Source organism: Mycobacteroides chelonae CCUG 47445, assembly GCF_001632805.1.
Classification (GTDB): domain Bacteria; phylum Actinomycetota; class Actinomycetes; order Mycobacteriales; family Mycobacteriaceae; genus Mycobacterium; species Mycobacterium chelonae.
The window spans coordinates 1,548,413-1,573,789 of record NZ_CP007220.1 but is presented as its reverse complement, the minus strand read 5'-3'; the positions used below and the strand labels follow the sequence as shown (position 1 = coordinate 1,573,789).

General features: G+C 60.6%; 23 protein-coding genes. 1 reads left to right on the top strand and 22 read right to left on the bottom strand.

The features are described from left to right. Positions 1-95 precede the first annotated feature (95 nt). From BB28_RS07795 to BB28_RS07710, 17 genes are all read right to left on the bottom strand, one after another. Positions 96-362, bottom strand: coding sequence for a hypothetical protein (locus BB28_RS07795; RefSeq protein WP_046253081.1), 267 nt, complete (start codon positions 360-362; stop codon positions 96-98). After that, positions 359-766, bottom strand: coding sequence for a hypothetical protein (locus BB28_RS07790; protein ID WP_046255645.1), 408 nt, complete (start codon positions 764-766; stop codon positions 359-361). The genes BB28_RS07795 and BB28_RS07790 overlap by 4 nt, the downstream gene beginning before the upstream one ends. A gap of 80 nt (positions 767-846) precedes the next feature. Then, a complete protein-coding gene (locus BB28_RS07785; protein WP_225422008.1) occupies positions 847-2,595 on the bottom strand; it encodes a hypothetical protein in 1,749 nt (582 codons plus the stop codon). Next, the gene (locus BB28_RS07780) at positions 2,595-4,730 is read right to left on the bottom strand and encodes a glycine-rich domain-containing protein (protein ID WP_225422007.1); all 2,136 of its coding nucleotides are present in this window, start codon (positions 4,728-4,730) and stop codon (positions 2,595-2,597) included. Before BB28_RS07780 ends, BB28_RS07785 begins: the two co-directional genes overlap by 1 nt. Beyond that, positions 4,727-5,143 (bottom strand): phage gene 29 protein family protein, encoded by a 417-nt coding sequence (locus tag BB28_RS07775; protein WP_201257832.1) that lies wholly within the window; start codon positions 5,141-5,143, stop codon positions 4,727-4,729. The genes BB28_RS07780 and BB28_RS07775 overlap by 4 nt, the downstream gene beginning before the upstream one ends. Positions 5,144-5,158: 15 nt before the next feature. Further along, positions 5,159-6,886 (bottom strand): Gp37-like protein, encoded by a 1,728-nt coding sequence (locus BB28_RS07770; RefSeq protein WP_201257831.1) that lies wholly within the window; start codon positions 6,884-6,886, stop codon positions 5,159-5,161. Continuing rightward, on the bottom strand, positions 6,883-7,836 hold the full coding sequence (locus BB28_RS07765; protein ID WP_052740146.1) for a hypothetical protein: 954 nt from the start codon (positions 7,834-7,836) through the stop codon (positions 6,883-6,885). Before BB28_RS07765 ends, BB28_RS07770 begins: the two co-directional genes overlap by 4 nt. Beyond that, positions 7,833-12,389 carry a phage tail tape measure protein gene (locus BB28_RS07760; protein WP_126315378.1) on the bottom strand — a complete coding sequence of 1,519 codons (4,557 nt, stop codon included), beginning with the start codon at positions 12,387-12,389 and terminating at the stop codon, positions 7,833-7,835. Before BB28_RS07760 ends, BB28_RS07765 begins: the two co-directional genes overlap by 4 nt. Further along, positions 12,382-12,768: a hypothetical protein gene (locus tag BB28_RS24470; protein ID WP_052740143.1), complete on the bottom strand. Its 387-nt coding sequence runs from the start codon at positions 12,766-12,768 to the stop codon at positions 12,382-12,384. Before BB28_RS24470 ends, BB28_RS07760 begins: the two co-directional genes overlap by 8 nt. A 32-nt stretch (positions 12,769-12,800) precedes the next feature. Further along, on the bottom strand, positions 12,801-13,259 hold the full coding sequence (locus BB28_RS07750; RefSeq protein ID WP_046253080.1) for a hypothetical protein: 459 nt from the start codon (positions 13,257-13,259) through the stop codon (positions 12,801-12,803). Positions 13,260-13,364: 105 nt separating this feature from the next. Beyond that, positions 13,365-13,946 carry a phage tail tube protein gene (locus BB28_RS07745; RefSeq protein ID WP_046253079.1) on the bottom strand — a complete coding sequence of 194 codons (582 nt, stop codon included), beginning with the start codon at positions 13,944-13,946 and terminating at the stop codon, positions 13,365-13,367. A 66-nt stretch (positions 13,947-14,012) separates the two neighbouring features. Next, positions 14,013-14,435: a hypothetical protein gene (locus BB28_RS07740; protein WP_046253078.1), complete on the bottom strand. Its 423-nt coding sequence runs from the start codon at positions 14,433-14,435 to the stop codon at positions 14,013-14,015. Between the two features lie 254 nt (positions 14,436-14,689). Beyond that, on the bottom strand, positions 14,690-14,869 hold the full coding sequence (locus BB28_RS07730) for a hypothetical protein (protein ID WP_046253076.1): 180 nt from the start codon (positions 14,867-14,869) through the stop codon (positions 14,690-14,692). Beyond that, a complete protein-coding gene (locus BB28_RS07725) occupies positions 14,869-15,333 on the bottom strand; it encodes a hypothetical protein (RefSeq protein WP_046253075.1) in 465 nt (154 codons plus the stop codon). Before BB28_RS07725 ends, BB28_RS07730 begins: the two co-directional genes overlap by 1 nt. Further along, the gene (locus BB28_RS07720) at positions 15,330-15,734 is read right to left on the bottom strand and encodes a hypothetical protein (protein ID WP_052740140.1); all 405 of its coding nucleotides are present in this window, start codon (positions 15,732-15,734) and stop codon (positions 15,330-15,332) included. The genes BB28_RS07725 and BB28_RS07720 overlap by 4 nt, the downstream gene beginning before the upstream one ends. A 16-nt stretch (positions 15,735-15,750) precedes the next feature. Next, entirely contained in the window at positions 15,751-16,644 is an 894-nt protein-coding gene (locus tag BB28_RS07715; protein ID WP_052740139.1) for a phage major capsid protein, read from the bottom strand. 32 nt (positions 16,645-16,676) lie between these two features. Then, complete coding sequence (locus tag BB28_RS07710; protein ID WP_075874212.1) at positions 16,677-17,297, bottom strand: hypothetical protein; 621 nt, start codon at positions 17,295-17,297, stop codon at positions 16,677-16,679. Between the two features lie 128 nt (positions 17,298-17,425). Here BB28_RS07710 and BB28_RS07705 point away from each other — a divergent pair, with 128 nt between their 5' ends. Then, positions 17,426-17,608, top strand: coding sequence for a hypothetical protein (locus tag BB28_RS07705; RefSeq protein WP_046253073.1), 183 nt, complete (start codon positions 17,426-17,428; stop codon positions 17,606-17,608). Between the two features lie 56 nt (positions 17,609-17,664). Here the strand turns inward: BB28_RS07705 and BB28_RS07700 are convergent, their stop codons facing one another. From BB28_RS07700 to BB28_RS25415, 5 genes are read right to left on the bottom strand one after another with little or no spacing between them, the layout of a single operon-like run. Next, positions 17,665-18,033, bottom strand: a complete 369-nt coding sequence (locus tag BB28_RS07700; protein ID WP_046253072.1) for a hypothetical protein — start codon at positions 18,031-18,033, stop codon at positions 17,665-17,667. A 19-nt stretch (positions 18,034-18,052) separates the two neighbouring features. Next, on the bottom strand, positions 18,053-21,610 hold the full coding sequence (locus tag BB28_RS07695; protein WP_052740137.1) for a VG15 protein: 3,558 nt from the start codon (positions 21,608-21,610) through the stop codon (positions 18,053-18,055). After that, entirely contained in the window at positions 21,594-23,084 is a 1,491-nt protein-coding gene (locus BB28_RS07690) for a phage portal protein (protein ID WP_046253071.1), read from the bottom strand. Before BB28_RS07690 ends, BB28_RS07695 begins: the two co-directional genes overlap by 17 nt. Beyond that, positions 23,081-24,823: a hypothetical protein gene (locus BB28_RS07685; protein ID WP_046253070.1), complete on the bottom strand. Its 1,743-nt coding sequence runs from the start codon at positions 24,821-24,823 to the stop codon at positions 23,081-23,083. The genes BB28_RS07690 and BB28_RS07685 overlap by 4 nt, the downstream gene beginning before the upstream one ends. Further along, positions 24,824-25,303, bottom strand: coding sequence for a phage terminase small subunit (locus BB28_RS25415; RefSeq protein WP_046253069.1), 480 nt, complete (start codon positions 25,301-25,303; stop codon positions 24,824-24,826). Between the last annotated feature and the right edge of the window lie 74 nt (positions 25,304-25,377).

Genomic DNA, 25,377 nt, shown 5'->3' with positions numbered 1-25,377 from the left:
AGACGGGTGAGGATGATGAATGTCAGTCCTGCCGTGAGTGCGGCAACACTCGCTAGGCCGGCACCAAACAGCGCTGTCTGCACGAGCCGATTCATCTACGGCCGCCTGAATTTCAGAAAATCAGGCAGGAATGACGGCAGTAGGTTCACGATGCGTTTCGCGAGACTGTCCAGCACGACATCGTCGATCTTCCAGGGGGTGATGTTGGTCAGATTGTCGATGACCCTTGGCAGCGCCGCCACGAGCTTGGCGGTGATGATCTCACCGAACTGATCTAACAGCTCGGGGTTTTTCTTGAGATAGTCCTGGACAGCATCAAGCACGACCGGCACAAGCCATTTGACGAGCGACCGCGGGTTCACAGCTTGAATATCTTGTTCGCGCCGTTGTCCCAAACGACGTTGATGTCACCACCGTTGGGAGTCACTGGGAGTCCGGTCGCGGTGTCGATGTAGGCGATCAGCGGTGATGTGGCAGCGCTGCCGGTGTCTTTGATGATCACTGCCGCCTCGATGCTTGCGCCAGCGACGGCAGGGTGCGTGACATCAGCCGCATCGCAGACGCCCGCGGTCGCCGTCTTGGAACCCAACGCCGATGAGGTAGCGATTCGTGCACCAGCCGGGATGTCCGAAAGGAATTGATGTGTAGCGAGATTCACTGTGTATGCGCCGGTATCAACCAACACGACCTTGATGGTGTCGCCAGTCCAGTTGATGCCACCGGTCGCGAAAGCTTCACGTCCCTTGTCGTACAGAGCATTTGCCATCTTGATTCCCACTTTCTTTGCGCAGGGCTAGATGGGGTCGATGGCATATCGACCCCTGGTATTTCTTGAGTGGCTTGCGGCTAGCTGAGAACCACGGCGATCGCACCCCAGTTGATAGAGGTGTTCGAGAGCTTGAAAGTCGTTGACTCGTCCGAAATGCTGATCACGGGGAACATGAACGAACCACCCGGAGAGAGCCACAGGGTCGCGGCCCCCTCAGTTCCGGTCGGCTCCGTAGCAGTCGCGAAGAACTGAAGGATCAACTCACCGGCTGAACAGGTGACGGCCTGTGATGGTTGTGACGATGAGCCCGAGGTTTTGGTGACTACCCCTGACGGCGAGGTGACACCCGACACCGCGATACCGCAGCCACGCCACCAACCGCCGCCTGTGGCGGTGATGGAAACCGTCTTAGCGCCAGCCGAACCCATCGCGGATGCACTGCGGTAGACCTTCAGGAACCCAGTACCAACGCCGGTAGTGAAAGTCTGAGTGTCCATCAAGGTCATCGCCGTGCCCGCGCACGTGACCGATGAGGGATTGCCGGTTCGGTCCTGCGCGACTACGGCATACACGTAATCGCCTGTCGCTGCGTAGACATCAAACGTGCGCGTGTCGCCATTGCCTTCACTGGCAGTTCCCGCGCTAACTCCCGGAGTGACGCCACCAACCGCGGTTGCGCGCAGCGCCACCGCCAAAGCTGCCCACGGCCGGCTAGCGCTTAGTGTGCCTGTGAAGGAGGTATCCGCGTCCGTATCTCTTATCGACTGCGTAAGAAATCCGGCGTTGTCCAGATAGCGGCTAGTACCACCTGTGAGACTTGACAAGGTGGTGCTGTTCTCACCGGGCGTGAATGCATGTACCGTACGGCCATTGAGCGGAACGGTTACGGCCTGCGAGAATGAAGTTCCGTTGCCTACAACATGTTTAGCCGTTCGGAAGCCCTGCGCCCCGGCGTAGGACACGGCAACCGCTTGACCCCAGTTGTTGCCGATCTTCGTCAGATTGATGGTTGCGCTACCCGCAGCAACATTGCGGATCAGGTAACACACGATCAACGTGCTACTCGATGACAGTGCTTGGCCAACGCATGTCATAGGCAGATTGCTCGCGCCGTAGGTAGCGCCCATGACACCGCCGTCGCCGACCGAGAAGAAGGCCAGCACGTCCTCGCCAGCATTCGGACTGATCGTGACCTGGGTGGGTGACGAGGTTGTCTCACTCCCCACGCCTTGAGTGCTGTAATTGACGGTCGCCGGCTGCGTGAAGGTGGCCGCGCCGAACGCCTCGGCCGATGGGATGCCCGACGCAGTGACACTGACAGCGCCGCGGTTGACTGTCGCTGTTCCGAATGCTTCGCCGCTGGCGATGCCGGTCGCGCCGATGTTGCGCCCTACCCGTGGGGCTGGCACCACTTCGGCTGACGCGATGCCCGCCGTCACGATGACGACATGGGAGAACTTCGCGGTGCCGAACGCCTCGGCCGATGGGATACCTGTAGGGGTAAAGGTGACCGGGCCAACTGAGATTGTCGGCCCGCCGAACGCCTCTTCCGAGGGAATGGATACGGGGTTGAAAGAACTGCGGATAAGCGCTGTACCGAACGCCTCCCCTGACGGGATGCCGGTGGGGTAAGTGAACTGCGGGAATGTGACCAGCATCGAGCCGAAGGCTTCTGCGGACGGGATGCTGGTAGGTCGCAGGTTGTAGACAAGCTTCACCAGCTCGGGGGTGCCGAACGCCTCTGCTGACGGGATGGAGGGGACTGACGCGCTGAATCGTCCGTACCATTGGCCACCGGAACTCTTGACCGGGAAGCCCTGGGGCATCAGGCTGTCCTAATCGCGCAGAAGCCGGTGCCACCCGGACGACCGCCATTAGCCGATCCGCCGACCCCGCCCTCACCGCCGCCACCGCCACCGCCAGGTGGATTGCCGTTGGTGTCCATTGCCGCGGCGAGGCCGCCCACAAAGAGCCGACCAAAGAACGGGTAGTTCACTTGGGCCTCACCTACCGGGTCGCGATTGAAAAACCCGCCGTATGCCAGTCGCCCACCCGCACCACCGGGGATGTTCAGTAGGACCGTGAATGGACTATCGGCGAAGTGGACATTCAAGGCGCCGCCTGCGCTGCCGTTCTGCTCTCTGCTGGGAGCGCCTGCGCCGCCAGACGGGAGGTAAATCTCCAACTCCGTGACATCCCAGGGAATGCCAACGCCCCGCTCTAGACTTACCGCCGCCCATTGCCCGCGGCGTCCACCTTCACCCGGCTTGTTCCAACCGCCGTCGCCACCGCCACCGCCCCCGCCAGCGCTAGACCCAATGATGTAGATATAGCGAGCATCTGTAGGGATCAGGAAGGAATGTGTGCCTGGTGTTGAGAAGTCTGTCCACGGCGAATCCAGAAGTGTCTCACCGAGTGCACCCCAGGCGGGCGCGGACTCGGAGCGAACTATCGCGCCCGAGATAGAACCGGGAAGCCCACTGCCAGTGTTGTTCTTCTCTGTGGGGTACGTCGGCAATGGCTGCACAACCTCCGTCACCTGAAGCAATGAAGGGGTGGTGAACATCTGACCGGCAGTGCCACCGACCTGTCGTACCGCGATGAATACGGTCTCCCCTCGACCGACCCCGACACCGCCGGGGATGGCGAATGTCTGAACCTTGGATGCCGTCAGGCTTGGCTTCTTATCGCCGAGATTCACTGCCAGGGTGAGTGTTCCGTCTGTCTCGATCTTGTATACGCCGACATAGCAGTTGGTCATTGCTGAGCCGACGAGCCCGAACTTCAGCGCCTTATAGACTCGATCCGTGTCCGGCGTGATGGGGATGTAGGTGATGTCATTCAGCGCAGGGGTGAACATCGACTGTGCCGAAATGATTGGGAACGAAACATCATCGTGAGTTCCAGTGGAGATCCAGCGTGGACTGCGCCGAGGCCGGATGACCATCGAAGCTGCGAACTGTGCGGCGGCGCTGGCATCACTGGCTACTGATGTGACATGTCCAGCAGCGGCCTTCACATCGTCCGGCGTCTTGCCGGTGGCGCTTCCACCAAACACACCATTCCAGAAGCTATTCCAGGTGTTCTGGATGTCTTCGGCGATGTTGTTGCCACCCTCTAGGATACTTTGCAGATCCAGCGGGTTGATCTTGTTTGACATGTGCGGCAATACATTCGAGAACCACACATCGCCCGAAATTGCGCCGGAGTCGAGCATCAGGAGCGGCGCGGCGAAGGCCACCCCACTCTCTACTTTCCAGGGCTGGGACGGCATGGCTTGCCAGATGCCGTTAGCCGCGGGAGGTTGCAACTGGCCGGTGATCACATCGGGCAACGGATTCTTATTCGCGTCCCAGGTAGCGAAGCCAACCTTGATGGGATTCGTCCCCGGCGTGGCGGTCAGGCTTGACCACATGGTGCCCGCTGGTAGCTCAAGTACCTGTCCGGGAACAACATTGAAAATCTCTGAGCGTGCTGACTGTTGGGTTCCGTTGGCACTCATCTTGGCTGACCCGCCAGACTGCCAGCCTGGCTTGGCGGGGTCCCACTGGAGGAAGGGGTTGCCGCTCACGCTCAATGCGTTGAGGAACTGTCCAGCGCCACTGATCAGATCTTCGATGACATCAGAAATCCAAGATCGCGGAATCGTGCCGCGGAAGACGATCGACAGCAGATCGCCGATGATCGGAATTTGAAACAGCGCGTCCAGCGCCTCCTCGGCGGAGGGGAATATCGCAAACGGATTGCCGATCAGCTTGCGAATCAACGCCGTTAGCATCGCCAGGCTGTGCGGCATACCCGTTGGCAGGCCACCGAAGAATCCGCCCGTGAACTGATCTAGCGCTGTCTGATAGGGCGCATTGTACTTGTTACGCCAGTCGATCTCGGTCATCTCCGCCCAGGAGGCCAGGCTGTCGTAATTGGCCGCTTGTTCAGGGTTGAGCTGATCGGGCTGGGTCACAGATCACCGCCCTCACGCATCTTGAGTAGGCGCTCTAGAAGCTCTGCCTGCTGGAGACGGGACAGCTTGTTGATTGCCACATCGGCTGGATGCTGCTCCTCGACAGGTGTTTCCATAGGTACCCACTGCCCCGGTGAGGTCATCCAGTGCGGGCCGTTTGCCTTCGGTGGAATCCACTTCTTGACCGGCTCGCGCACCAGGCCCGCGCCACATTCGTAGAGGTGTTCAGAGACCGCCATGTTGTAACCAATGGGCATGACGAGCTGAGCGCCGACGACGCCAGGTAGTGCGACGAGCATCCATAGAAACATCTCTCGCGGGTTCTCAAGGTCGCAATTCTCGTGTGTGGGAAAGCCTTTGGAGAACTCGTAGTCTTGAGCGTTGGCACCGTTCATCCCGAAATTGGGATTCATCGCGGGCATCGTCACTTAGTACACTCCCAGATCTCGCAGGGCGGCGACGATGGACTCGATCTTGCCCCAGGCCCGCTGTGCCGGGTCCTGTAGCGCGCGTTCGTCGCCGATGGTCAGTTGCCATTCCGGTGGGGTCTCCTCATCCCACTTGAGGTCGATGCGGCGGCACCTGTCCATCTGGATTCGGTTCCGCGTGTCATTGCGCAGGGCGATACCTACACGGTCATCTAGAAAGAAGTGCCCAAGGCCGCTGTCGCCCACCATGAATGGGGCACCATCTACCACTGACACCTTGCAACTGATGGTTGTCTTCGTCGCCCAGAAGCCAGCACGAAGCACCATCAGCGCCGCGATGGTGTACGCTTTGTTCGCGCCATCTTGGAAGTACTCGAAATACCGAGACCATCCCGAATTCTGCGCCCGCTGAGTTGATTTGACCGACCACCACGCTAGAACAGTGTCCTCGTAGAGGGGTTTGACCAGTGTGTCAACTGTGCCACCGAGTGAGCCGATCTGGGCGATACCGCCAAGAATGTCGAACCCGGCCTGTATAGACGCGCTGATGGCCTCATTGACGCCAGGCATCGAGTGCCCGCCGACGTTCACCTGAATACCCTTGGCGGGTGACACGGTGAATTCCGATGTCTGGATGGGTGATTGGTCACCGTCGCGGTATATGACGTACGGCATCTCCTTGCGGGTAAGCCGCAGTCCGGGGATGAAGTAGTCCTCGGGGATGTCGTTATCGGCGATCAGGTCGTCGGTCGAGTCAATGAAGTCGTCGGCGAATTCGGCTGCGGTACGGAATAATCCGTCGAACATGGTGCCGCCGTGTGACGTTCCGATCATCACGCCGGACTTGTCCACGATGTCGATGACTAGGGTTCCGCTGCGCAGTTTCGCACCGGGCCACGGCTCGGGGTCGCCCTCTAGCCAGCGGCGGCACACAACGCTGTACTCGGCGTCTTCGAGCATAATCTTTGCCATGTCGTGCCAGTTGGCCCATCGAGACGACACCATGCCCCACACGGCACCGCTGGCCATTGCCTCGAAGAATGAGGTCGGCTTGACGACAATGCTCCAGGTGGACTGATCTAGCCCTGAGAACCAGCTCGCCAGATTCAGCGGATCATCGGGAATCGTGATGAGCGGGTTGTGTTCCCGGAAAAATTGCAGGAACAGGCTCATTTTCAGAATCCATGGGACAGGACCCGCGAGAATGAACGCGCGCGGCGCTTGGAACGCCGCGGGCAAGAATGGATTGCTCCAAACACTGTACCATTTAAGATTCTCGTAGTCGTGAAGCCAAGTGACACTGAGTGTTTGGTCGCCATCTTCGTCTGACTTGAGTGTTGCCTTGTCGAGTCGGCCAGACCAGCGCGCGCCACAGTAGTCCACGGTGATGTGGACGTTTCGCTTCTCGCCACGGTCCATGCGGCCCTGCATGTCGTGAATCCATTGCGCCACTTCTGACGTGAATGGAATGTCTGTCTGTCCGGGGCCAGAGTCGTTGGAAATAAACGAGAATTCGGCGCGGTACTCGGTGGCCAGTACGTGGTGTAGTTCCCATTCACCGTCGAAGATGCGGACGATCGGTGGCTGTCGGCGAAGTCTGATCTCGGCGCGCTCTTGCTTGATCGTCTCGTCCCAGATCGCCTCGCACTGCGCGCGCAGGTCTAGGTTGTCGAAGTCGAGCTGAATGGGTTCGTAGTCGAGTACGGCGGTGGCGTCGTTGACGCTCACTCAAGACCCCATGGCCGCGACCAGAGCCGCGGCTGTATCAGTTGAGCCATCGCGCCTCCAGCGGGGGCGTTCTTGTAGCTGATCGGAATCTGCTGCTTCGGGGTGTACGGCGGGATGACGTGCATGAAGAATCGGCCATTCATCAGCGGCAACATGTTGGTGTAGTGCGCATCGCGAATCATCAAGTCCTGCTTGTTCAGGCTGATGACCGCGCCACCCTGCACCGCGGTGATCGGCGGAATCGACAGCACCCTAGAGCGGTAGGCGCCACCGGGTTTGCGCGCGTACTTCTTGCCGCGCCAGCTGAAATCCGGGATCTCCCACTCTGCGCGAGTCAGAATCCACTTGTGCCGCATGGGCTGATCTGTCGGGTTTTCGATCTCGATGAACCCCACACCGTCGGCACCGCCATCCGAAAACTCGGTGATGACCGGGGTTTCATACCACATCGGTTGACCTGCACGGAGTTTCAGAATAAGGTTGAGGTACTGCTGTTTGATCGGATCGATGTCAGATTCAATGACAGGGTTCTCATACATCAACACGTCAAGCATGCGCACGCCAGACTTCTCAGTCTCGATGCCTAGCGTGATCGGCTCGGGATTGTCGTCCCACTCATCCACTTCGTAGGCGAAGATCTTGCGGAAGTCTGATTCGTTCTCTTCCATTGTGCGGCCAAGTGTTTCGATGCAATGGAATCCAAGCGTGAGATCTCGGTGCAGAACCTTCTTGCCCTTCTGGGTCGCGCCATCCTGGAACGCGCCCGCCTTCCAGGTGGTCTTGACCGGGGCGTCATAGATGCCCTGCACCTGACCCTTGGCATTCCAGACACCCTCATGTCCCTCGACCTCGCCATGCGTGTGGAATCGGCGACCGTCACCACTGATCCACATCGAAAGAATCTGCGACTCATAGCGATCAGGCTGGACGATGAACGGATTGCTACTCACGGTCGCCCCGCGTACCGCATCATCTGGAGCTTCTGCTTGTCGTTGAGCTGGCCCATCAATTCGTCCACATCCTTGACGTTGATGTTGTCGACCTTGATGCTGTAGTCGTTGCCCTGTAGGGCACCCGGCTCTAGCGGCTGGCGCGCGGCCGCGGTGCTGACATCGGCCCACTGGCGGCCGGTTAGAACAGGCTCGGGCGACTTCGACAGGTTGATTGCCATACCACCAGGCGGCAGCATGCCGCCGGAGTCAAAAATGCCCATCATTTTGAGCCATTCCGGGCCCATCGGTGAGTTCGGATTCTGCTGCTGCGGTGTCGCCGCGGGCGGGCCGTCCATCGTCGGCGGCGGTGCTGCAGGACCGGGTCCGGTTTTCGTGCCGAACGGATTGGAGCTAGCGGGGGGTGGCGGCAACGGCCCCTGACCACCACCCACACCAGGCAGTGCGCCGGGCTGCGCCTGTGTCTGTGTGCCAGGCGCGCCAGAGCCGGGCATCTGCCCCGCCTGGACGGGTGCGCCGGGTAGCTCGGGGCCGGGTGCGGCACCTAGGCCCTCGCCGTGCTCTTTCGTATTGGGATCGACGGCCGACTTCTGCGCCTCCGCCTTTTCCAATGTCGTGGTGGCAGCGCTCTGATTCTGGAGCTGCGGGACAAAGCCGGTGTAGTCGTAGCCCAGCCAGCGGGGAGCGCCGAATGGGAACAACTGCTCAACCAGCGCGTCCACGCCGATACCGGCCATCTGGAAGCCCCAGCTCACACCACGCTTGGCCGCGTTCGCCCCGAGACCGATCGCCGCAGCGGCGGCCGGACCTGCGGCTTGACCGCCAGCGCCGAAGCTGCCGGCTGTGGCGGCCGCTGATGCTGCTGTGGCCGCCGCTGACGCGGCCTGATCGATGAGCCCGTTGACTGCCTCGGCACCCATGTTCAGCAGCCCGGAGGCGAAACTGGTGCCCGCAGTGCCGGTGCTACCGGCCGCGGCGGGAATGTAGCCTTCGGTGCGGTCGGTGCCGCGATCGTTCATGCCACCGGCAGCCAGGGCACTCACGCCGCTTTCGCGCCCCGTTGGAATGCCGCCGTTACCCATGATCTGCCCCATGAGGCTGGCGGCGTTGGCTGGCCCGGTGCCACCATTGGCCATGTACTGCTCGGTGAGCTGGCGTCGCACCTTCGCGGGCAACACAAACCGGGTGTTTTTGCGAGGCTTCCCGCCTCCGATAGACGTGGCGTGAACGTGATCCATATGGTTGGCGGTCGGGTTACCGCGGTCGTCCATCCGGTTCGATTGGCCGTTCGCCCCGGTCCAGTTCTGTTGCCAAATAACATCTTCGAGACCGTAAGCGCTGGCATTCTCCAGCAGGTGGCGACGAATATCGTCCCCGAGTTGCTTCCCCTCGGGTGTACTCGAATCTGGAATCATGATGTCAAGTGCGCGCCCAGACGGGTGGTACGGCAGCGAGTCGGCGCGCATGCCGCCGATCTTCCGAATTCGATCACCGAACAGCATCGAAATAGCGCGGTTGATCAGAATTGTCTTGCTCTGCAAGCCCGCTTCATCCGCCAGACCCGGACCGAGGTCGCCGCCGAAGAGGTCTTCCAGGTCAACGGGTCCGCCATCCTTGAACCCCGGAAGCATGCCCTGCGCCGCCGCCCGGCGAAGTTGGAACACGCCTCTGTGTCCGCCCATGTTGTCAACGTCGTCAGCGGTAAGCATGTGCTCACCCTGCGAACCCCACATGAGTACGTCGTCGGACTTTCCGCTACCGGGGCCGTAGACCGCGCCGCCATCCTTCTTCTTCGGAAGTTGCTGCAAGGCACCCGCTACGGGGCCGATGGGTCCAGGCAGAATGGCGCCCAAACCTGTCATCTGCGCCTGAATCGTCATGGTGTGCGGCTGATTGATCTTTTCGATCAGCTCTGCAATTCGGCGCTTGGCGTCGTCGGTTTCGGCAACAACCTTGAAATTGCCGTCCTTCATTTTCTGAACTTCGTAGCCAAGGCCCTTAAGTTTGTTCTGGGCATCCTCGGTCAACGCGGTGACGACAACCGACTTACTATCTGGCACTTGGACAATGGATGCGCCAAGCTCCTTGAAGCGCTTTACGCCTTCTTCTGTTGCGCGCCAAGTGCCTTCGAGCATCGACTGGAGGTCGCGCTGCTTCTGCGACATGTCGCCGATGGAATTGCGCTGCTCATTGATGTTCTGCGTCATCGTGATAAACGACTCGCGCACATCGGGCATGATGTCGATGAAGCCCTGAAGCCCCTCAACACCTTTCTGGTAGTCCTTGTTGATGCTCTTCTGGTTTGACTGATAGTCACTGAGCTTCTTGTTAACGTCATCCCACGCGGTGCCCTCGCGCAGAAGTGCCTGCGTCAGTTCTTCATTGGTGATACCCGCATTGCGGATGTCGATCATCGCGCTTCTGGTTCGCAACCCCTTATCGCCTACTTGCTCACCGATGATGTCGGCAGCCCTATTGCGGATGTCGTTGTACGCGTTGGGATCACCAGTTCCTAGGGCTGCGTCGAGAAGCTGCGTGGGATCTAGGCCGTAGCTGCGTGCGCGCTGATCGGTGTTGATCTCCTGAAACTTGGTCGCGACCTGTTCACGCGTCTGCTCAGTGATTCGCCCAGTGGATTTGTCTAGCGTGGCGCGAAGTGCTTCCTCTTCCTGACGCTGTTGAGCAGCCTTGTCAGCAGCCTCTTGGTGCTTCGCGGCGAGTAGGCCCAGTGCGACTGATGCACCGCCAAGTGCCAACCCCCACGGGCCACCGAGTGCTGACATGAGACCGCCTGCCGCGGTGGACAAGCCAGCGGTCGCTGCACGTGCCACACCCGCTGTACGCCCGAACCGTTCGGCACCATCGACACCTGAGCGGTACGCCTCACCCATGCGACCAAGTACCGAATACCGCGCCTGCATGGTGGCAAGAGCTGCGTTCATGCCGTTCAACTGGACACCCTGGGCGGCCCCAAGACTGCGCTGTAACTGCATCTCTTCGCGGAATCCACGCATGCCGGTGACAACACCGGGTAGGGTCTGCCGCAGGTTACCCAGCGGACCCGGAAGCCGGTCTAGAAGTGCGGGGATGAACTTCCATGAAGCCCATGCCACCGCGACCGCGGTAACCAACGACTCTTGACCGTCGAGCGCGCTTGCGACCGTACTCAGCAGCGGCGCAACGAATCCGATAACGTCGCCAGCGACTTTCAGCGCTTCTACGAAGCCGGTCCACGCCGCGCTGCCAAGCGTTTGGAGAACCTCACCGAGCGCCTTGCCGAACTTCTGAATATCCGGCCATGCCTCTTTGACCCCTTCAGTGATGTCTGAAAAGACGCCACTACTGGTGTCGCCCTTCAGTGCATCTAGGAGGTCGCCAAGCGTCGTGTTGACCCAGTTGCCGACCTGTATGAGCGGACCATCAACTAGATCCGACAATTGAAGCTTGGCGTCATCGACCGTATTCGACAGACGTTCAAAGACTCCCGGTAGACCCGTGAGCTGAGCAGAGGCCAGACGTGCCGCGCCCCCTTGTTTGGTGACAGCCTCCCGCATCACGTCGAAGTCTTTGCCGCTCGTCCGCGCTGCGATACCGGCGATACGGGCAGCGTCCGAGCCGTAGAGCGTTGTGGTCGCGGATTGGAACATCTCCGGCGTCATCCGCTTTGCGGCCTGATTGAGCTGGTCCATCATCGAGCGGATGCCGACAAAGCGCCCCTGCTGGTCGTATAGAGTCAGACCCAACTCTTCGATCGCACCCTGGGCGGGCTTACTCGAATCGGTGATGGCCAGCAGTGATGCCTTGAGCATCGTTCCGGCGTCACTGCCGATGATGCCGTTCTTGGCAAACAGCGCGAGTGCGGTGGTCGTATCTTCGACGGACAGGCCGAAGTTGGATGCGACTGCGCCGCCAGCCTGCATTGCGTAGGCGACATCGGTGATTTCACCACTTGCTGCGGCGGCGGCATTCGAGAGGTTGTCGGCGACCATGGCCGCGGACTCCGCACCAAGGCCGAAGGTGTTGAGAGTGCGAGCCTGAATTTCGGCAGCAGTTGCGGCGTCCACTTGTGCGGCGGTGGCGAGTTGGAGAGTCCCGCGTGCGGCCTCCATCGCCTGCCTTACGTTCAGGCCACCCTTCACCAACTCGGTCATTGCGGCTGCGGCATCCTGCGCGGAGGTGCCAGTCAGTGTCACGTCCCTACCAAGCTCGCGAGCCCTGGCGCTGATCTGGGCCATCTCGGCCGCCGATGCGTTCGATGCGCCCTGAAGGGTGTTCAAATTCCGCTGAAACTCAGTCCCCGACTTGACGGCGGCGGTGAATCCAGCGGTGATCGACGCAAGGCCGCCCGCGATGCCCGCAGTAGCGAGACCCTTCTTCATGATGTCGCCGAACGACGTGGACGCCCCCTGTCCTAGATCGCGCCCCATGCGCCGGCCGATGGCGTCAGCGTCGTTTCCAGCGGCATTCAGTGCGCGAGTGACACCCTTTTGCAGATCGCGAGTCTCTGCCACGAGCGAGACGTATCCAACAGCCAGCTCTACGCCTTTAGCCAACGCTCACTCCTCTCGGGATCATCTGTGATTTCCTGCCACGCCTCTTGTCTCGCACCGCACGACGACGGGCGATCTCGTCGTCGTGCCGCTGTTTACGCACGGCCATAGGGATATTCGGATCGATCGATGGCCCTTCGTCGCTGGGCCTCTTGATCTGTTTGGGCTTGGAACCTCGGCCGCCCGCGCGCTGCCAGTTCGCGCCTTGAAGCGTGAAAAGGATGGCGCACAGTAGATCTACGTTCAGGTCCCATGCCCACGTGCGCGGATGACGTGCACGGAACAGCGCGGAGTTGGTGCCCAAGTTCTCCAGGAACACACGCAATTCCTGCCAGGACATCAGCAGTGAGCCGATGTCACGACGGTGAAGCTGGCGATCCATTAGGTCGGCTTGGATCGCCTCCCCCCACTCGTCTAGGAGTTCGAGGAGGCGGAAGATTCCCCCAGGCTGACGCCAGGCTCGCCGTTGTCGCGGGTCTGGCCATCCGGTCCGACTGGCTTCTGAGACTCCTTGGCCCAGTGGGCAAGAATCTGATCCAGTTCGCCGACCGTGAGCGTCATCAGCCGGTCGCACAGCGACTCATCGAGTACCGCGCTGAGCATGGCCCGGGCCGAGTCTCGGGTGGTCTCGTGCATGGTCCGGCGCGGCACCTCGGTCTCCGGGTTGCCCTCTTCATCAAGAATCGGGTTACCCTCGGCATCCAGCACTGGAACGGGCGCGTCTAGCGCGGTGAGGTTTTTCTTCATCTTTCGGGCTAGGTCTTCGTCCATGAAGTTCATGTGCGGCAATGCGAAAGCCAGCACGGAGCCGTCTTTCATAGGCACCTCAAATTCGACCTTTGCCTCAGATGCGGGGGTGATACGAAATGCCATGATGGACCGAACCTTTCAATTTGAGAGATGTTGACCGGACGGCCCCACCCCGGCAAGGGCGGTCCGGTCCAGAGGTACAACCATTGCCGGGGTGAGACTTTCGATCTAGGAGCCCGAGCCAGTGGCGTCGGGATCGTCGATCAGCGAGTAGACGCCGGGGTTACCAGATTCCGGCTTGTACACGTCGATGTTGACCGTGAACTTGACCAGTTGATCGTGGACATACTCGATGTCCTCGATCTCTACGATCTGGCCTTCTTCGATCACATTGAGCGCGGTCTTCCGTCCGTCGATGTAGCGCTGGATGAACGAGCTGCGCGGCAGCTGAGCATCAGACCATTCGACGCGGTACTTGGCGTGACCACTCGCGTAGCTCACGGTCACGTTGTCGTCACCGAAGACGGTCTTGAGCGTCACAATGTTCTGCTCGTAGATCGTTGCGGTAACAGTGCATTCGTAGTTGTCCTGGGTCGTCTTGACCGTGGACCCACCAAATGCCTTGTGCTTGGTGGTGTCACGCTTGGGGCTCACCTTGAACCCGTCGTCACCCATCCAGCCGTGGTCCTTGAAAGCAGCGTCAAGCGCATCAAGGGCGTCATCAGGCAGCGGGGTCCCCAGAGGAGCACGGTAGAAGCTACCGCCATCCTCGTGAAGAGTTGCCGCCCAAATGTTCTTGGAATTGGCCATAATTGGTCCCCTTCTACTGAGAAGTGGTCGGAACTTGGACCGGACCTGAGGGGCACCCGTTTCGGGCTAGTTGGTGGAGATGAGCAGGTCGACCGTGAACTGATAGCGGTCGTGACTCGGCACGTCGGGATCGGGAAATTCCACGGGCCCGTTGTCGTCACCGGCACAACGAACGAATCCGCCAGCGATCGTTTGGCCACTGACAGCGCGCAACACCCCACGCGCTGTGTTGGCCAGCTTCTCCCCTTCTCCGCTATCGTCCCAGCACTCGATCAGCAGATGTGCCTGGTCGGTAACGCGATTGAGCATCCCACCCGAGTTCAGTCGCGTTACGCGGATGAACTTGCCTGGCAGGATGCGATGACCCGTCGCAGTGCCCGGCTTCTTGGAAGAAACGAAGACACCGGTTAGGCCAGCTTGCGGTAACCCTGCGGTCAATGCCTGAACCGCAAGCGCTACAGATGGTTTGGGAACGATCAGCTCAGCCATGGAGCCGCTTCACCAATGTGTTGTGTCGGGCATTGTGCCGAATAGCCTTGAATGTCGTGGGAATTACGGTCGTACGCCAACGACCTTGAGGGCGCTTAACGCCCTGCACACTGCTGGTTTTGAACCCGTCCGTACCGGACTCGGCGTTCGCCGCCGCGGCGATCGCGGCTGCGCGGCGCTCAAGATCGCTTCTCACTCCCGCAGCACCGCGAATTTTGTAGTAGCCGTTCACCTTGTGCTGAATGCGAACCCGACTACTCGCCATCGGTGTCGCGATCCTCGACTACGTGCGTCCACTGGTCGCCGTTGAAAATCCCAATGCGGGTGTCGGTGCTCACTATCAGGTTGTTGGTGACCTCTTCGGTCTCCCACTCAGACTTGCCATCCTCGGGAAAATCAACGTGCTCGCCGCTCTTGAGGTGAACTCGGAACATCAGGTGACCCTCTCTAGGTCGACAACCTTGCCTGGTTGCCATAGGTGAAAACCGTTGGTGTAATCGCGCGGCCAGCCCTGAACCTCGTAGCGGTTCCAGATAATTCGGTCGTCATTGAGCGCTTGCAGGAGGCCGGCGCGTCCTGGTCGCACGCCACGCAACGAGTTCTTGTCGGGGAGGTCGATCACATCCATCGCGCCGGGATCGTCCATTGCATTGCCGTCGATGTCGATGAGCAAGGGCGGGATATACAGTTCAACCCGATCGACGGACCGATCCTTGATGTATTCGGGGTCCCCAGCGCCACCAGGGGGCGCGGCCGCCTGAAACCAGAACAGAATGCCGCGCTGACCTTTGGGTGGCGTCCAAGTGCGAACTGGCGCGTTCTCCGCGTTGACCGCGGCCGAGTTGTAGCGGTGCAGAGCACCGAGCAGGTTGGTGGGAATGGCTGCGATGATCGTCACGCCGGGGTTACATCCTCGGTATATGCGTCGGTCGCGTCGTACGTCGGAGTGATGGTGAACGCACCGCCGGACTTGATGCCACACAGGGCCTTGAGATCGCGTATCTCGTCGGTCTCAAAGCGGCGGCGTCGCGGTTTGGAGGTATCAGAGCTGACCTGGTAAGGGCCAGCCATAATGTTGCTCTGCACGCCACTCCCCGATTCGGCGGCACGCACGATGACATCGATCAGGATGTCCTTCGCTGCGGCCGCCTTCTCTATGGGGAATTGGGCTGAGGTAATGCAGGGCGCGAACAGGGCCGCTCGCGCAATCGTGCCAGCGATGAGACGATCAACCACTTCATCGGGCGCACCCGGTAGATGTGCCTGAATCTCGCCTCTGGTGATTGCAACGGCGGCCACTGTCCGCTCCCTTCTGCTAGCTACCCGGAGCGGCGTTTGCGCCCGTGATGCGGACGAAGCGGTTAACGTCGCGAACGGCGAAACCAACCTCGAACTCGACGCGGACTGCGAACATGTTGCGCTGCCACAGGTTCAGCGTTTCGGCACCATCAGTCAGGCTCGCCTGGCTGGAGATGTCGATGGACAGGCCCTCCACGTAGCCCCACATTGCGGTGGACCACTCGCCGCCGAAGCCCACGGTGGACGGCGAACCGGCCTTGTAGGCATGCGGTGTCTTGGAGACGGGACGCGCCAGAATCTCTCGCTCAACGCGACCCTCACGGGTAACCGAGTCGATGAAGATTGGGCGACCCATGGTGTCCTTGGCGCCCAGCGCGGCGATCTCAGCCTGAGAGGTGAGAACCCAGCGCTCGACGTCAGAGCCCTCGACCGAAGCGACAGACTCCAGCGCATCGACGTAGCCGTCGTAGACGTTGGTAGCGATCGAAGCGGTCGGCGCAGCCGCGAGAGTGTCGAATCCAGTACCGGGCGAGGGGTCGAACCCCAGGCACGTACGGTCGAACTTCTTGGCAAGGACACGCGGAAGGCGACTGACGAGAGCGTTGTATAGGCCCGGAAGGTCGCGCTTGAACTGGTTCGAGAACGGGACGATCACGGCAAGCGTGTAGCCCTTGATGTTCTTGGAACTCAGCGATCCGCGGCTTACCGGCTTCTCGTCGGTCTCATCGACCCACTCGGCCTGGGGATCTCCCGTGATGATCGGGATGGACAGGCCACCAGCGGGAAGATCAATCTGCGGCACGAGCTGCTGAATGATCGAAGCCTGCTGGACGTTCTGCCAGATCTGCTGGGACACAGCCGGGGGCAGAAGCACCCCGTTTGTAGTCCGATTGATGTCCACACCAGCCATTGGTGTGACCTCCTTTCAAATGAAAGTGGTTGCTAAATAACGCCTCTGAGCGCTGCGGCGAATTGCTCTTCTGGAGTTGCTCCAGCGGCACCACCGCGCCCAAACGCCGGATCGGGAGCTGGCCTGCGGGACTGGCTATTGGTCACCTCAGTGACGTAGGCAGCGAGCTTGACCTTTAGGTCCTCGACCTCGGCAGTGATCTCTTCCTCAGAAGTCGCCGTGATCAGTGGCAGCGCAAACGGTGGAATGCCTTCGGCCAGTTGGTATCTCAGAAGGCGAGCATCTGCCTCAGCCTTGTCAGCCTCGGCCTTCTCGGCGCGAGCCCGATCCTGAGCTGCCTGATCTAGCACGCGCTGATCAGGTGTCTTCTCGCTTTCCTTCTTCTGCTGTTCGCGATCGAACGCGGCCTTGTACTCGGCGAAGTGCTGATCGTGCTCCTTCGCCTTGGCCGCGTTTGTCTTTGCGCGAGCCTCGTTCTTACGAGCCTGGTCGCGCCACTGGTCGCGTTCGCCCTCCAGCGTCGCGAGCTGTTCGTCGTACGAAGTTTCCAGCTCGTCGATGCTCTCCCCCGTCGCGTCTGGCTGCTGACCAGCCGCGGTCTCGGCCGCTCCGGGCATCGAGTTGGGCGTGGGGGTTCCGACTTCTTCTGACATGTGAGATCTCTCCTGCGTTTCGCATAGAGGGGGCGCCCGTTTCGGGCGATCCGCTCGGGTGTGAGCGGAAGATTTGTGCGGTGAGGGTGGTATACGTCTCTACCAATTCGGTGGTAGAGTGCTCTACCATGAAGACCACGGATGAGGACTACCGAGAGGCGCTGGAATGGGTGCGGTACAACGCGTGCGTTGATGCCGAAATGGGCGAGCAGTTCGCGAAGTGGTACGCGAAACGTGTGAAACGCCGCGTCGAATGGGCGGAGACCGTTGCCCAGTTCTATCTATGCTGGGAGCAAGGAATTCATCCGTAACCAGGCACGCAAAAGGCCCCTAACGAAATCCCGTTAGGGGCCTTAACTATTTGGTTCTACAGGTCTGCGTTGAGTGCAATCGCGGAGTCTTCAATATCCGCGAGATTTGTCGTCGTAAGCGTGCCGTCTTCATTCCACTCTGCGCACATGTGCTCAAAGGTGTTCTTCGCGGCACTCCCCTGATGTAGCTCGCGACGAATTGATAGCGCAACGTAGGCGTACAGCACCTCATCGCCGTCTGCCACATGCAGCAGACCGCAGGCGTCTTTGTCGTTGGTCCAGAGTCGCCCGACTGGATGTTCCAGCTCCGGGTCCTGAAAGAGGTCGACGTAACGCCCAGCGCCAGTGCGTGCGCCGGGATAATCCGGCTGGTCATAGAACGCGCCCAGCTCGGCGCTGATGATGTCGTATACGCCGTTGGGCAACCAGCGTGTGGGGATGGGATTAGACAGGTTGATCCACCACCTCCACGATCACGTCAACCTTGAACTGTGACGACCCGGTTGACTTGCGCACTTCCAGCACCTTCATCTTCTGGTTACGGGGAAGGATAACCTCGCGCTCGTGGGTTCCGACGGAGGTCAGTTGATCCATTCCGTCTGGTGTACCCGAGACGAAGATGCCGCGCTGACCTGGCTTCATCTTGTAGAGCACGCGAACCGGGTTGTGGAATGCCGGCGTGGTGGTGATCGACGTGGACAGGAAGGACTTGGAGATGTACGTCTCACCCTCCAGCACCTTGAGCGCATCGATGTCAGCGCCGAAACTGAACTTCATTCCCAGACTGTTCTCGTCGTTGAACTCGACAGCGTGCGTACCGCGGCTGAGCACGATGTGCTCCTCAAACGGATTGTGCTCGTAGAACGCCGAATCGAGCGCCTTGGTTTTGGCTGACGGCACTTTGTCTTCGCGAGCGTGTGCGTTCATTGTGCTGTAGCCGCTGCCGGTGTACGACTTGATGGCACTGTGCTGGTCGGATTTCCAAGCCGAGGCATTCTGTGGCGACATCAGCGAGCCGAACTGCTGCCACTCAACCGCCTTGCCGCTGGCATCGAAAACGTGCGGGTTGTCGGCAGATCCGACGGGGGCCTTGGAGTTGGCGATAACCGTCTTGCCGAGCTTGGCCAGCTCGCCCGCGGGCTGCTCATGCTCGGGGGTGTACTTCGTCCCCTGTTTAATGACAACAGGTTTCGGAGGTTCTTTGATCTTGGAGTTACCCTGGGCTTTGAGCTTGTCCAGCACATTCTTGGCCATGTCGTCGCCGAGTGCGTCACCGTACTTGCCGAGCCATTTGGTCTGGACCCCAACGTCGTAGTAGCCCAGCAGGTTCGCCAACTGATCAGTGGTGAGCGCCGCGATACCGAACTCTTTGTCGAATTCGGGGATGGCCTCGGAGAGCTTGATACCCTTCTCGACCGCGTACGCCTTGACAGGCTGGAAGAACCCACTCGACCCGGACGTCTTCAGGAATTCTTTTTCCCATTCAAGTAACTTGGCGGACTTTGTCCCCTTCGCAGGCTTCGTAACAGACTGTGCCGCAACAGGTTGGCTAGGCCCATTGCCGTTCTTCATCTGCCAGTATTGCTCGGGTGTCATCTTCGACAGTTGAGCGAAGTTGGCGGTGTCCCCCTTCTTCTTCGCCAGGTACTTGGCTGATGCGAGCGCCTTACCAGCCTTCTTGAGCGCGTCTCCAGACAGGACCGGCGTCGGACCAGTCGGGATCGGAGTTGGTGGTAGGAAGTCACCCTGCGTGATGGTCATCCCCGGCGTCACGGTGGTGACCTCACCCTTGACTTTGGTTTTCGTCAGGCGCTTTTCGACAGCCTTGACGTAGTACGCGCTCAGATCGTTTGCGAGACCGTTCTTTCTGGCAACAACGGCTTCTAGGAACGCGTCAACATTGTTCGTCGGAGTGCTACCGTTGGCCTCGACCAACAGCTTTCCCTGTTTGACCGCACCCTCGGCGTAGGGCCGGAATAGGTTGCGGATCTCCTTGTCTGGGATCGCCTGTAGACCTTGGATGTAGTCCGCTAGCTCGCCGCCCGAGGGATTGAGCAACTTACCGGGCTTGCCTTCGGCGTACTGTCGAAACAGCGTGTTGTAAATGGGTTCTGGCGTGCCGTGCTTGACGTTGGGGTGATAGTTCCAGTCCAGCTTGTCGCCGGTGAAATACTTGAAAGCTTGGCCCTTGTCGATTCCGACAATCTCACCGCTACCAGCACGGATGAACTGCCCGGCATGACTGTCGTGGTTACCCATCAGCCAGTCGAGCGCGTGATGCTTCTGGATCGTCAACAGATCAGGTTCACTGATTGTGGACAGGTCAACCCCAGAAGGAAAGGCACTCTTGCTGCCGGGGAACATGTACTGAACGGACTGACGCTTGCCGCCTACCGTCATGATGTACATCGCCGGTGTAGTCAAGCCCGACTTCGCTTGCAGCTCAGCGGATGCCGCATCCAGCGTGACCAGGAATTGATCATTCGGGTTCTTGGGACCCTTGACCAACCACTTCTGAGACGTGGAGTCGGTGTACACGGTGGCGCCGTGAGTACCGAGAACCTGGCCGGTGCTGGCGAGAGCGCTCGGTGAGTCGGTCAGCGCACCAACGACAGCCTTGGGCTTGGTGGCGGTGCTGACGGTGCCGATGCCCGCCGTCGCCGCGGTCTCCGGGGTGGTGACCTTCGCGGTGATCGTTGTCGTGGCTTTCGGCGCGGCCACCCCACCCTTGGATGCCGCATACTCGGCGGGTGTCATCTTGGCCAGTGCGTCGTACTTGGTGGTGTCGCCCTTCTTCTTCGCCGCGTGCTTGGCCGCCGCCAGCGCCTTGGACGCCTTCTTGAGATCGACGTTCGCCGCCGCGTTGGCCATTGCGGCGACCTTCGCGGATGCCTTGGCTGCCTCGGCTGCCATCTCAAGCAATGTCTGCTGTTCGTTGTAGACCTGCTCGGCTTTGAGCCACGCGACGGTATTGGCGGCGGCCTTCTTGTTGGCCACATACTTGGCCTGCGCCGCCGCCTTCGCTTTCTTCTTGGTGAAGTCCTTCTCGGCCACCAGCCACGCCGACACGTCGGCCTGGTGCTGCTGCTCGGCCGCCAGCCATTCGGCGGTCGCCTTCTTCTTGGCCACGTATTTGGCCTGCGCCGCGGCCTTGGCCAACTTCTTGGTGTGACTCTTCTCGGCCGACAACCACGCTGACACGTCGTACTGATGCTGTTTCTCGGCATCAAGCCACTTGGCCATGTCTGCTGGCGCCGGTGACTTCTTGGTAGACATCGCTACCAGTGTTGGCCCGCTGTCTGACGCGGCCAGTTCGTTGGCCCGCATTTTCGACAGGACCGCGTTGAGCGTCGGCTTGATCTGCTCAGCTTCGAGCTGTTTGACCGTGTCGATGTACTCGGCGTCCCAGTCCTGGTAATACCCCGGACGCTGGAACTTGAGCTTTCCGCGAGCGACAGCCGGCACGCAATGGCAGTTGTCATGGCCGGCCTGCGCCGCGTGAGCGCTGCGGTATACCGCTCCGCGCGTGGCCATCACTCGGCAGAACTCGCACGCACCCGGCGACGCCAGGCGCGAGTACTTGACCTTCTCGGCGTCGGCGTTGCGCAGAATCGTCGCGCGAGCACCGTCGAACACCATGCGCTGTGCCGAACCCGTCAGCCGGGTCAGCGGATGAGCGGTGCCAGCTGCGCGAAACGCCCACTCCAGCGAGTTCATCATGCGGTCTTGTGGCACCGCGTCAATCGCGTCAACCGCTTTTGGTGTGTAGGGCTCATCAGGTGCCAGCTCCCCGTACCACTGATTCGCGACCTGGGATGCGGCCTCGACGTAGGGCTGTACAACCTCGGGGAAAACGGCCTTGAACGCGTCCAGCAGGTCGGCACCCGTCGCGCCGTCGCTTTCGAGCTTCTTGTACAGGCCCACAAGATCTTTGGTGGACAGCGTAGTAAGATCACCCAGAACGCCCTGGAGCGCTTGAGCCTGCTCAACCAGGCTGGCCAACAGATGCCGCTCTACGGTCAGCCAGGGACGCTACCTGGCTGTCCTGGCGCGCATTCTCGACACCCTGACGGACCGACGCGACGAGGTTCGTGACCGTCGTCTTCTTATCGTCAATCTCCATCTGTCGCTGATCAGCCCGACTGATTCCCAGCTTGTCGCGGGTGACACGCGATGTCGGCGTGTAAACGCCCTTGTCGATGAGCTTGGTCACCGCGTCGGATGTGGCCGCGAAGGTCGGCGTTGCGGCGTCGCGCCACTGGGGGCGTACCTTGCGAATCTCGCCGGGCAGTTCGTTGAACTTCTTGCCTTCACGCACCATCACGCACAGCCGCGCGGTCTCCGACCAGCCGCGGCCAAATGTCTTCTGGCGCTGCTCTGCGCGTTTGACGTGGCGACCCTCTAGCGACCGGATCGCGTCGGCAGATGGCGGGTTGTCTGTCTCAAAGCCCAAATAATTTGCAGGGACTGCGATTTCGGAGGATACGAGCTGGCTGAGGGTGCGCATCTGGCCGAAGAACGATTCCAGGCTGGCGCCCTTGAATTCCTTGATGTCCGGGATCTCGCCGTACTCGTCGCGCTCCAGCGCGATCATGCGGCCGATGTAGGACTTCCACGCCGGGACTGGCTTACCGTCCTCGCCGACAAAGAACGATTCCTTCGCGCCGAGCACCGCCCGCTGCGGGGATGCCAAGTACTCGCGGGCCACCTCCATGTTGGCCAGGGTCCGCATACCCGACTGTGTATGCGAGATAAGGGTTTCGGTGATCTCAGAGTGACCATTGCGGCCGCGCGCACCCGACCGTGGCCGGTTGATCATCTGCGCCACAAGCACGCGCTCTAGATTGTGTTTGTTGCGGTCGACCACACGCATATTGCCCACGCCCGCCGCGCTGAGTTCCATGGGAACGCATTCCAGGGCGATGATTTCGTTGGGCAGTATCAACCGCCCACCTACCACCCGCTGCTCACGGTCAACGATCTGCAAGAACGCCGAGGTGGCGCGACGCGTCCGAGGGTCGTAGATCGCGGTCATGTTCCGCGGCGACTCCACCGTCACGACCACTTCAGGCTCATCATCGAGACCGGAAGAAACAGCCACAAAGGAGGTTCCGTACATCAGGCCGTCTGTGTGGTTGACATCCGACTCGACATCGAGATCGTTCTCCAGGAAGATCTCATCGAGCCCCAGCGGGTCGCGGTCCTCGCCGTCACCCTCGTATGACCAGCCCTCAAAGTTCAGCCGCTCTACCAGACTGTCAACGGCGACGGCGGGCCAACCTACGCAGCACATCAGGTTGGAAAGCGTTGGCGGAATGGCGATTTTTAGGTCTTCCATTCGGCGCTTGGCCTCGTAGTACTGCTCTTTGATCAGGTTCTCGCCCTGGTGCCTCTGGAGCTGAGTAGTCAGATCCATCAGTACGGCTTGTTCGTCCTTCGACAATTGAAGCGACGGCAGCGCGATTGCAGTGGTCATCCGAGCACTACCATCCTTCCCTGGCTAGATGAGTTGACGCGTACGCCGATACCCTGGGCGTAGCAGTCGAGCCGCCCCTTGTACGCCATGACCGCCGCGTACGCGGCGTCAATTTTGTTGGGGGACTCTGGATATGCCTTGTGGATCAGGTAGCCGCGGCTGGCGGCGCGCTTTCGTGCGTTGAGGATGTGCTGTGTCAGCGCGAGATCGCCGCTGTGGCTGATCGTGATGACGGAGTCTTCCGCGCCAGCATCCTGACCCGACGTGACGACGGCGTGACGGAAAATCTCGATGTGCTCGACTACGTTGATGCCCTTACCCTTTGGCCAGGCCATCATCGGATTCTTGACGGAGCACTTGACCTTGAGCCGTCGCCCGAAGTCCTTTTCCCAGGCCACGACTTGCTCAGTCCAGCCGGTTGGGTCGGCGTTGAACGCGATGACCCGGAAGTCTGCGAACGTCTTGCGTACCGCGGCATCCACCTCGTGAACCGGAGGTACCCAGTTCTTTTCGTGTTTCTCGGCCTGCCAAATGCCGATGGTGAACAGTCGGCCGTCATGGATGCGGCACCCGATCAGCGCCGTGGCGTCAGCCTTTCCACGCTGACGGCCGCGTGAGCCGTCGAACCCAACCGCGATGAAATCACCCGGCTTGATGGGGTTCGGGTCTGGCTTGTCCTCGGCACCAACGCGAATCGCGCTCCACTCGATCTGACTGATCCACTGGTCCGACGCGTGGGTGATCTGGTTCAGGTAGTACCGGCGCGCGTCCTGCGGATCGGTGTCGTCATCCCAATACTCTTGGATGATGCGATCAAGGTTGACCCATCCGCCGTTGTCATCGGCTGACTCGCCGTACGACACGCGCAGCCCCTCGCGCAGCGAGTCGTAGTCGGATGGGTCGGTTTCCGGTGGTGCTTCGCGGTGATCGTAGTAGAGCCCGCCAGGCACCCGGCCCTCACCCTGTGGGCGCTCCGCACGAATAAGCTGCGCCTGATACGTCTTCCACGAACGCTCGGCGACGGTGTTCTCACCGGGTAGGAAAGCGTTCGGCGTCTCGACCGAGCAGCCGTTGACCTTGCCGAGGTTGCGACGGATGGTCCCAGCGAGCCGCAGGCCGCCATTGGTCTCGGTCCAGCTCTCGGTCTGATCCATTGCGGTGAAGACGGGTCGGAAACCTTCACGGCTGACACCCGCCGACGTGACGGCCTCAATTCGTCCGCGCGGAACCGTGATGAACGTTTCCATCGGGTCAACGTCGTAGTCATCGAGCAGCCGATCGCTGCTGCGCACCATGTCCAGGCATGGGTCCCAGGTATTGGCGGTCTGATCCTCTGAGACGGCGATGATCTGGACCTTCGGCTTGATGCCGAGATCGACCCAGGGGCGGCCTACGGGTTGGCCATCAGCATCCCAGCCGTCCATGACCACATCGCCGATCGCCTCGACGATGCACAGCGCCGCCACCAGCGGCGACTTGCCCCAGCCCTTGGGCCGGGAGAGCACCGCACGGCGGATCAGCCGGCCGTTGTTCATCGCTCGGCCGACGATCGCGGTGCCAGGCTTGAACAGCGGGTCCACTTCGTAGAGCCGCGCGACGAAATGCGCCTGTTCCGGCGTGAAGATCAGCGGCTCACCCAGGCTGGGGCCGTCAACGACTTGGAGGTACTCGGTTATCCAGTCGAGTACGGCCCAGCCGAGCGTGGGACGCTCACCCGGAACCGTTGGCTTCCAGGGCAACTAACCCGTCGACCCCAGCGGCCCGTACCGCCCTTTGGACCCGCCATTTGGCTTGGCGCCCGGCTCGTTGGCCTTCTTGTCCGCCTCATTGGCTGCGGCGAACTGAATGCGCAAGCGGGCGCGATCTTCCGGAGTCGCGCCGAATTTGGCAACGCGCAAACGCAATTCGGCGGCGACTTTCACGTCGCCGCTCCAGTACCGGGCGTGCAGCACAGCAGTATCGAGCAGTTCTGACCAGTCGGTGGAAGTAAACTCGCTCGACAGCGGCGAGTCCTTCCACATCTGCCACCACTCAACTGTCCGCGCGGGCCACTTGAACTGTTGGGCGACGATCTGACCGTCAACGCTGACCTCAAGGTCGAACTGCGGTAGCGGAGGCTGCTCGACGGGAGTCGCCGGGATGATGCGCAGCGGCGTAGGCCCTGCATTGCGTCTTGCTCGCCGACTTGGGTCTTTCGGGGTAGGGCCTACTCCGGCCATGATGTGCTCCTTTGTGCGCGTTGCGCGCGCCTGATTGGCCGTTTACTGGCTGCGTAGAACGCCTGAACATTCCG

Coding starts and splice junctions, on each gene's coding strand:
- BB28_RS07690 (WP_046253071.1), bottom strand. CDS start 23,084: ATGACCACTGCAATCGCGCTGCCGTCGCTTCAATTGTCGAAGGACGAA.
- BB28_RS07730 (WP_046253076.1), bottom strand. CDS start 14,869: ATGTTCCGAGTTCACCTCAAGAGCGGCGAGCACGTTGATTTTCCCGAG.
- BB28_RS25415 (WP_046253069.1), bottom strand. CDS start 25,303: ATGGCCGGAGTAGGCCCTACCCCGAAAGACCCAAGTCGGCGAGCAAGA.
- BB28_RS24470 (WP_052740143.1), bottom strand. CDS start 12,768: ATGGATCGCCAGCTTCACCGTCGTGACATCGGCTCACTGCTGATGTCC.
- BB28_RS07705 (WP_046253073.1), top strand. CDS start 17,426: ATGAAGACCACGGATGAGGACTACCGAGAGGCGCTGGAATGGGTGCGG.
- BB28_RS07740 (WP_046253078.1), bottom strand. CDS start 14,435: ATGGCTGAGCTGATCGTTCCCAAACCATCTGTAGCGCTTGCGGTTCAG.
- BB28_RS07775 (WP_201257832.1), bottom strand. CDS start 5,143: ATGAATCCCAATTTCGGGATGAACGGTGCCAACGCTCAAGACTACGAG.
- BB28_RS07710 (WP_075874212.1), bottom strand. CDS start 17,297: ATGTCAGAAGAAGTCGGAACCCCCACGCCCAACTCGATGCCCGGAGCG.
- BB28_RS07750 (WP_046253080.1), bottom strand. CDS start 13,259: ATGGCATTTCGTATCACCCCCGCATCTGAGGCAAAGGTCGAATTTGAG.
- BB28_RS07745 (WP_046253079.1), bottom strand. CDS start 13,946: ATGGCCAATTCCAAGAACATTTGGGCGGCAACTCTTCACGAGGATGGC.
- BB28_RS07785 (WP_225422008.1), bottom strand. CDS start 2,595: ATGCCCCAGGGCTTCCCGGTCAAGAGTTCCGGTGGCCAATGGTACGGA.
- BB28_RS07715 (WP_052740139.1), bottom strand. CDS start 16,644: ATGGCTGGTGTGGACATCAATCGGACTACAAACGGGGTGCTTCTGCCC.
- BB28_RS07790 (WP_046255645.1), bottom strand. CDS start 766: ATGGCAAATGCTCTGTACGACAAGGGACGTGAAGCTTTCGCGACCGGT.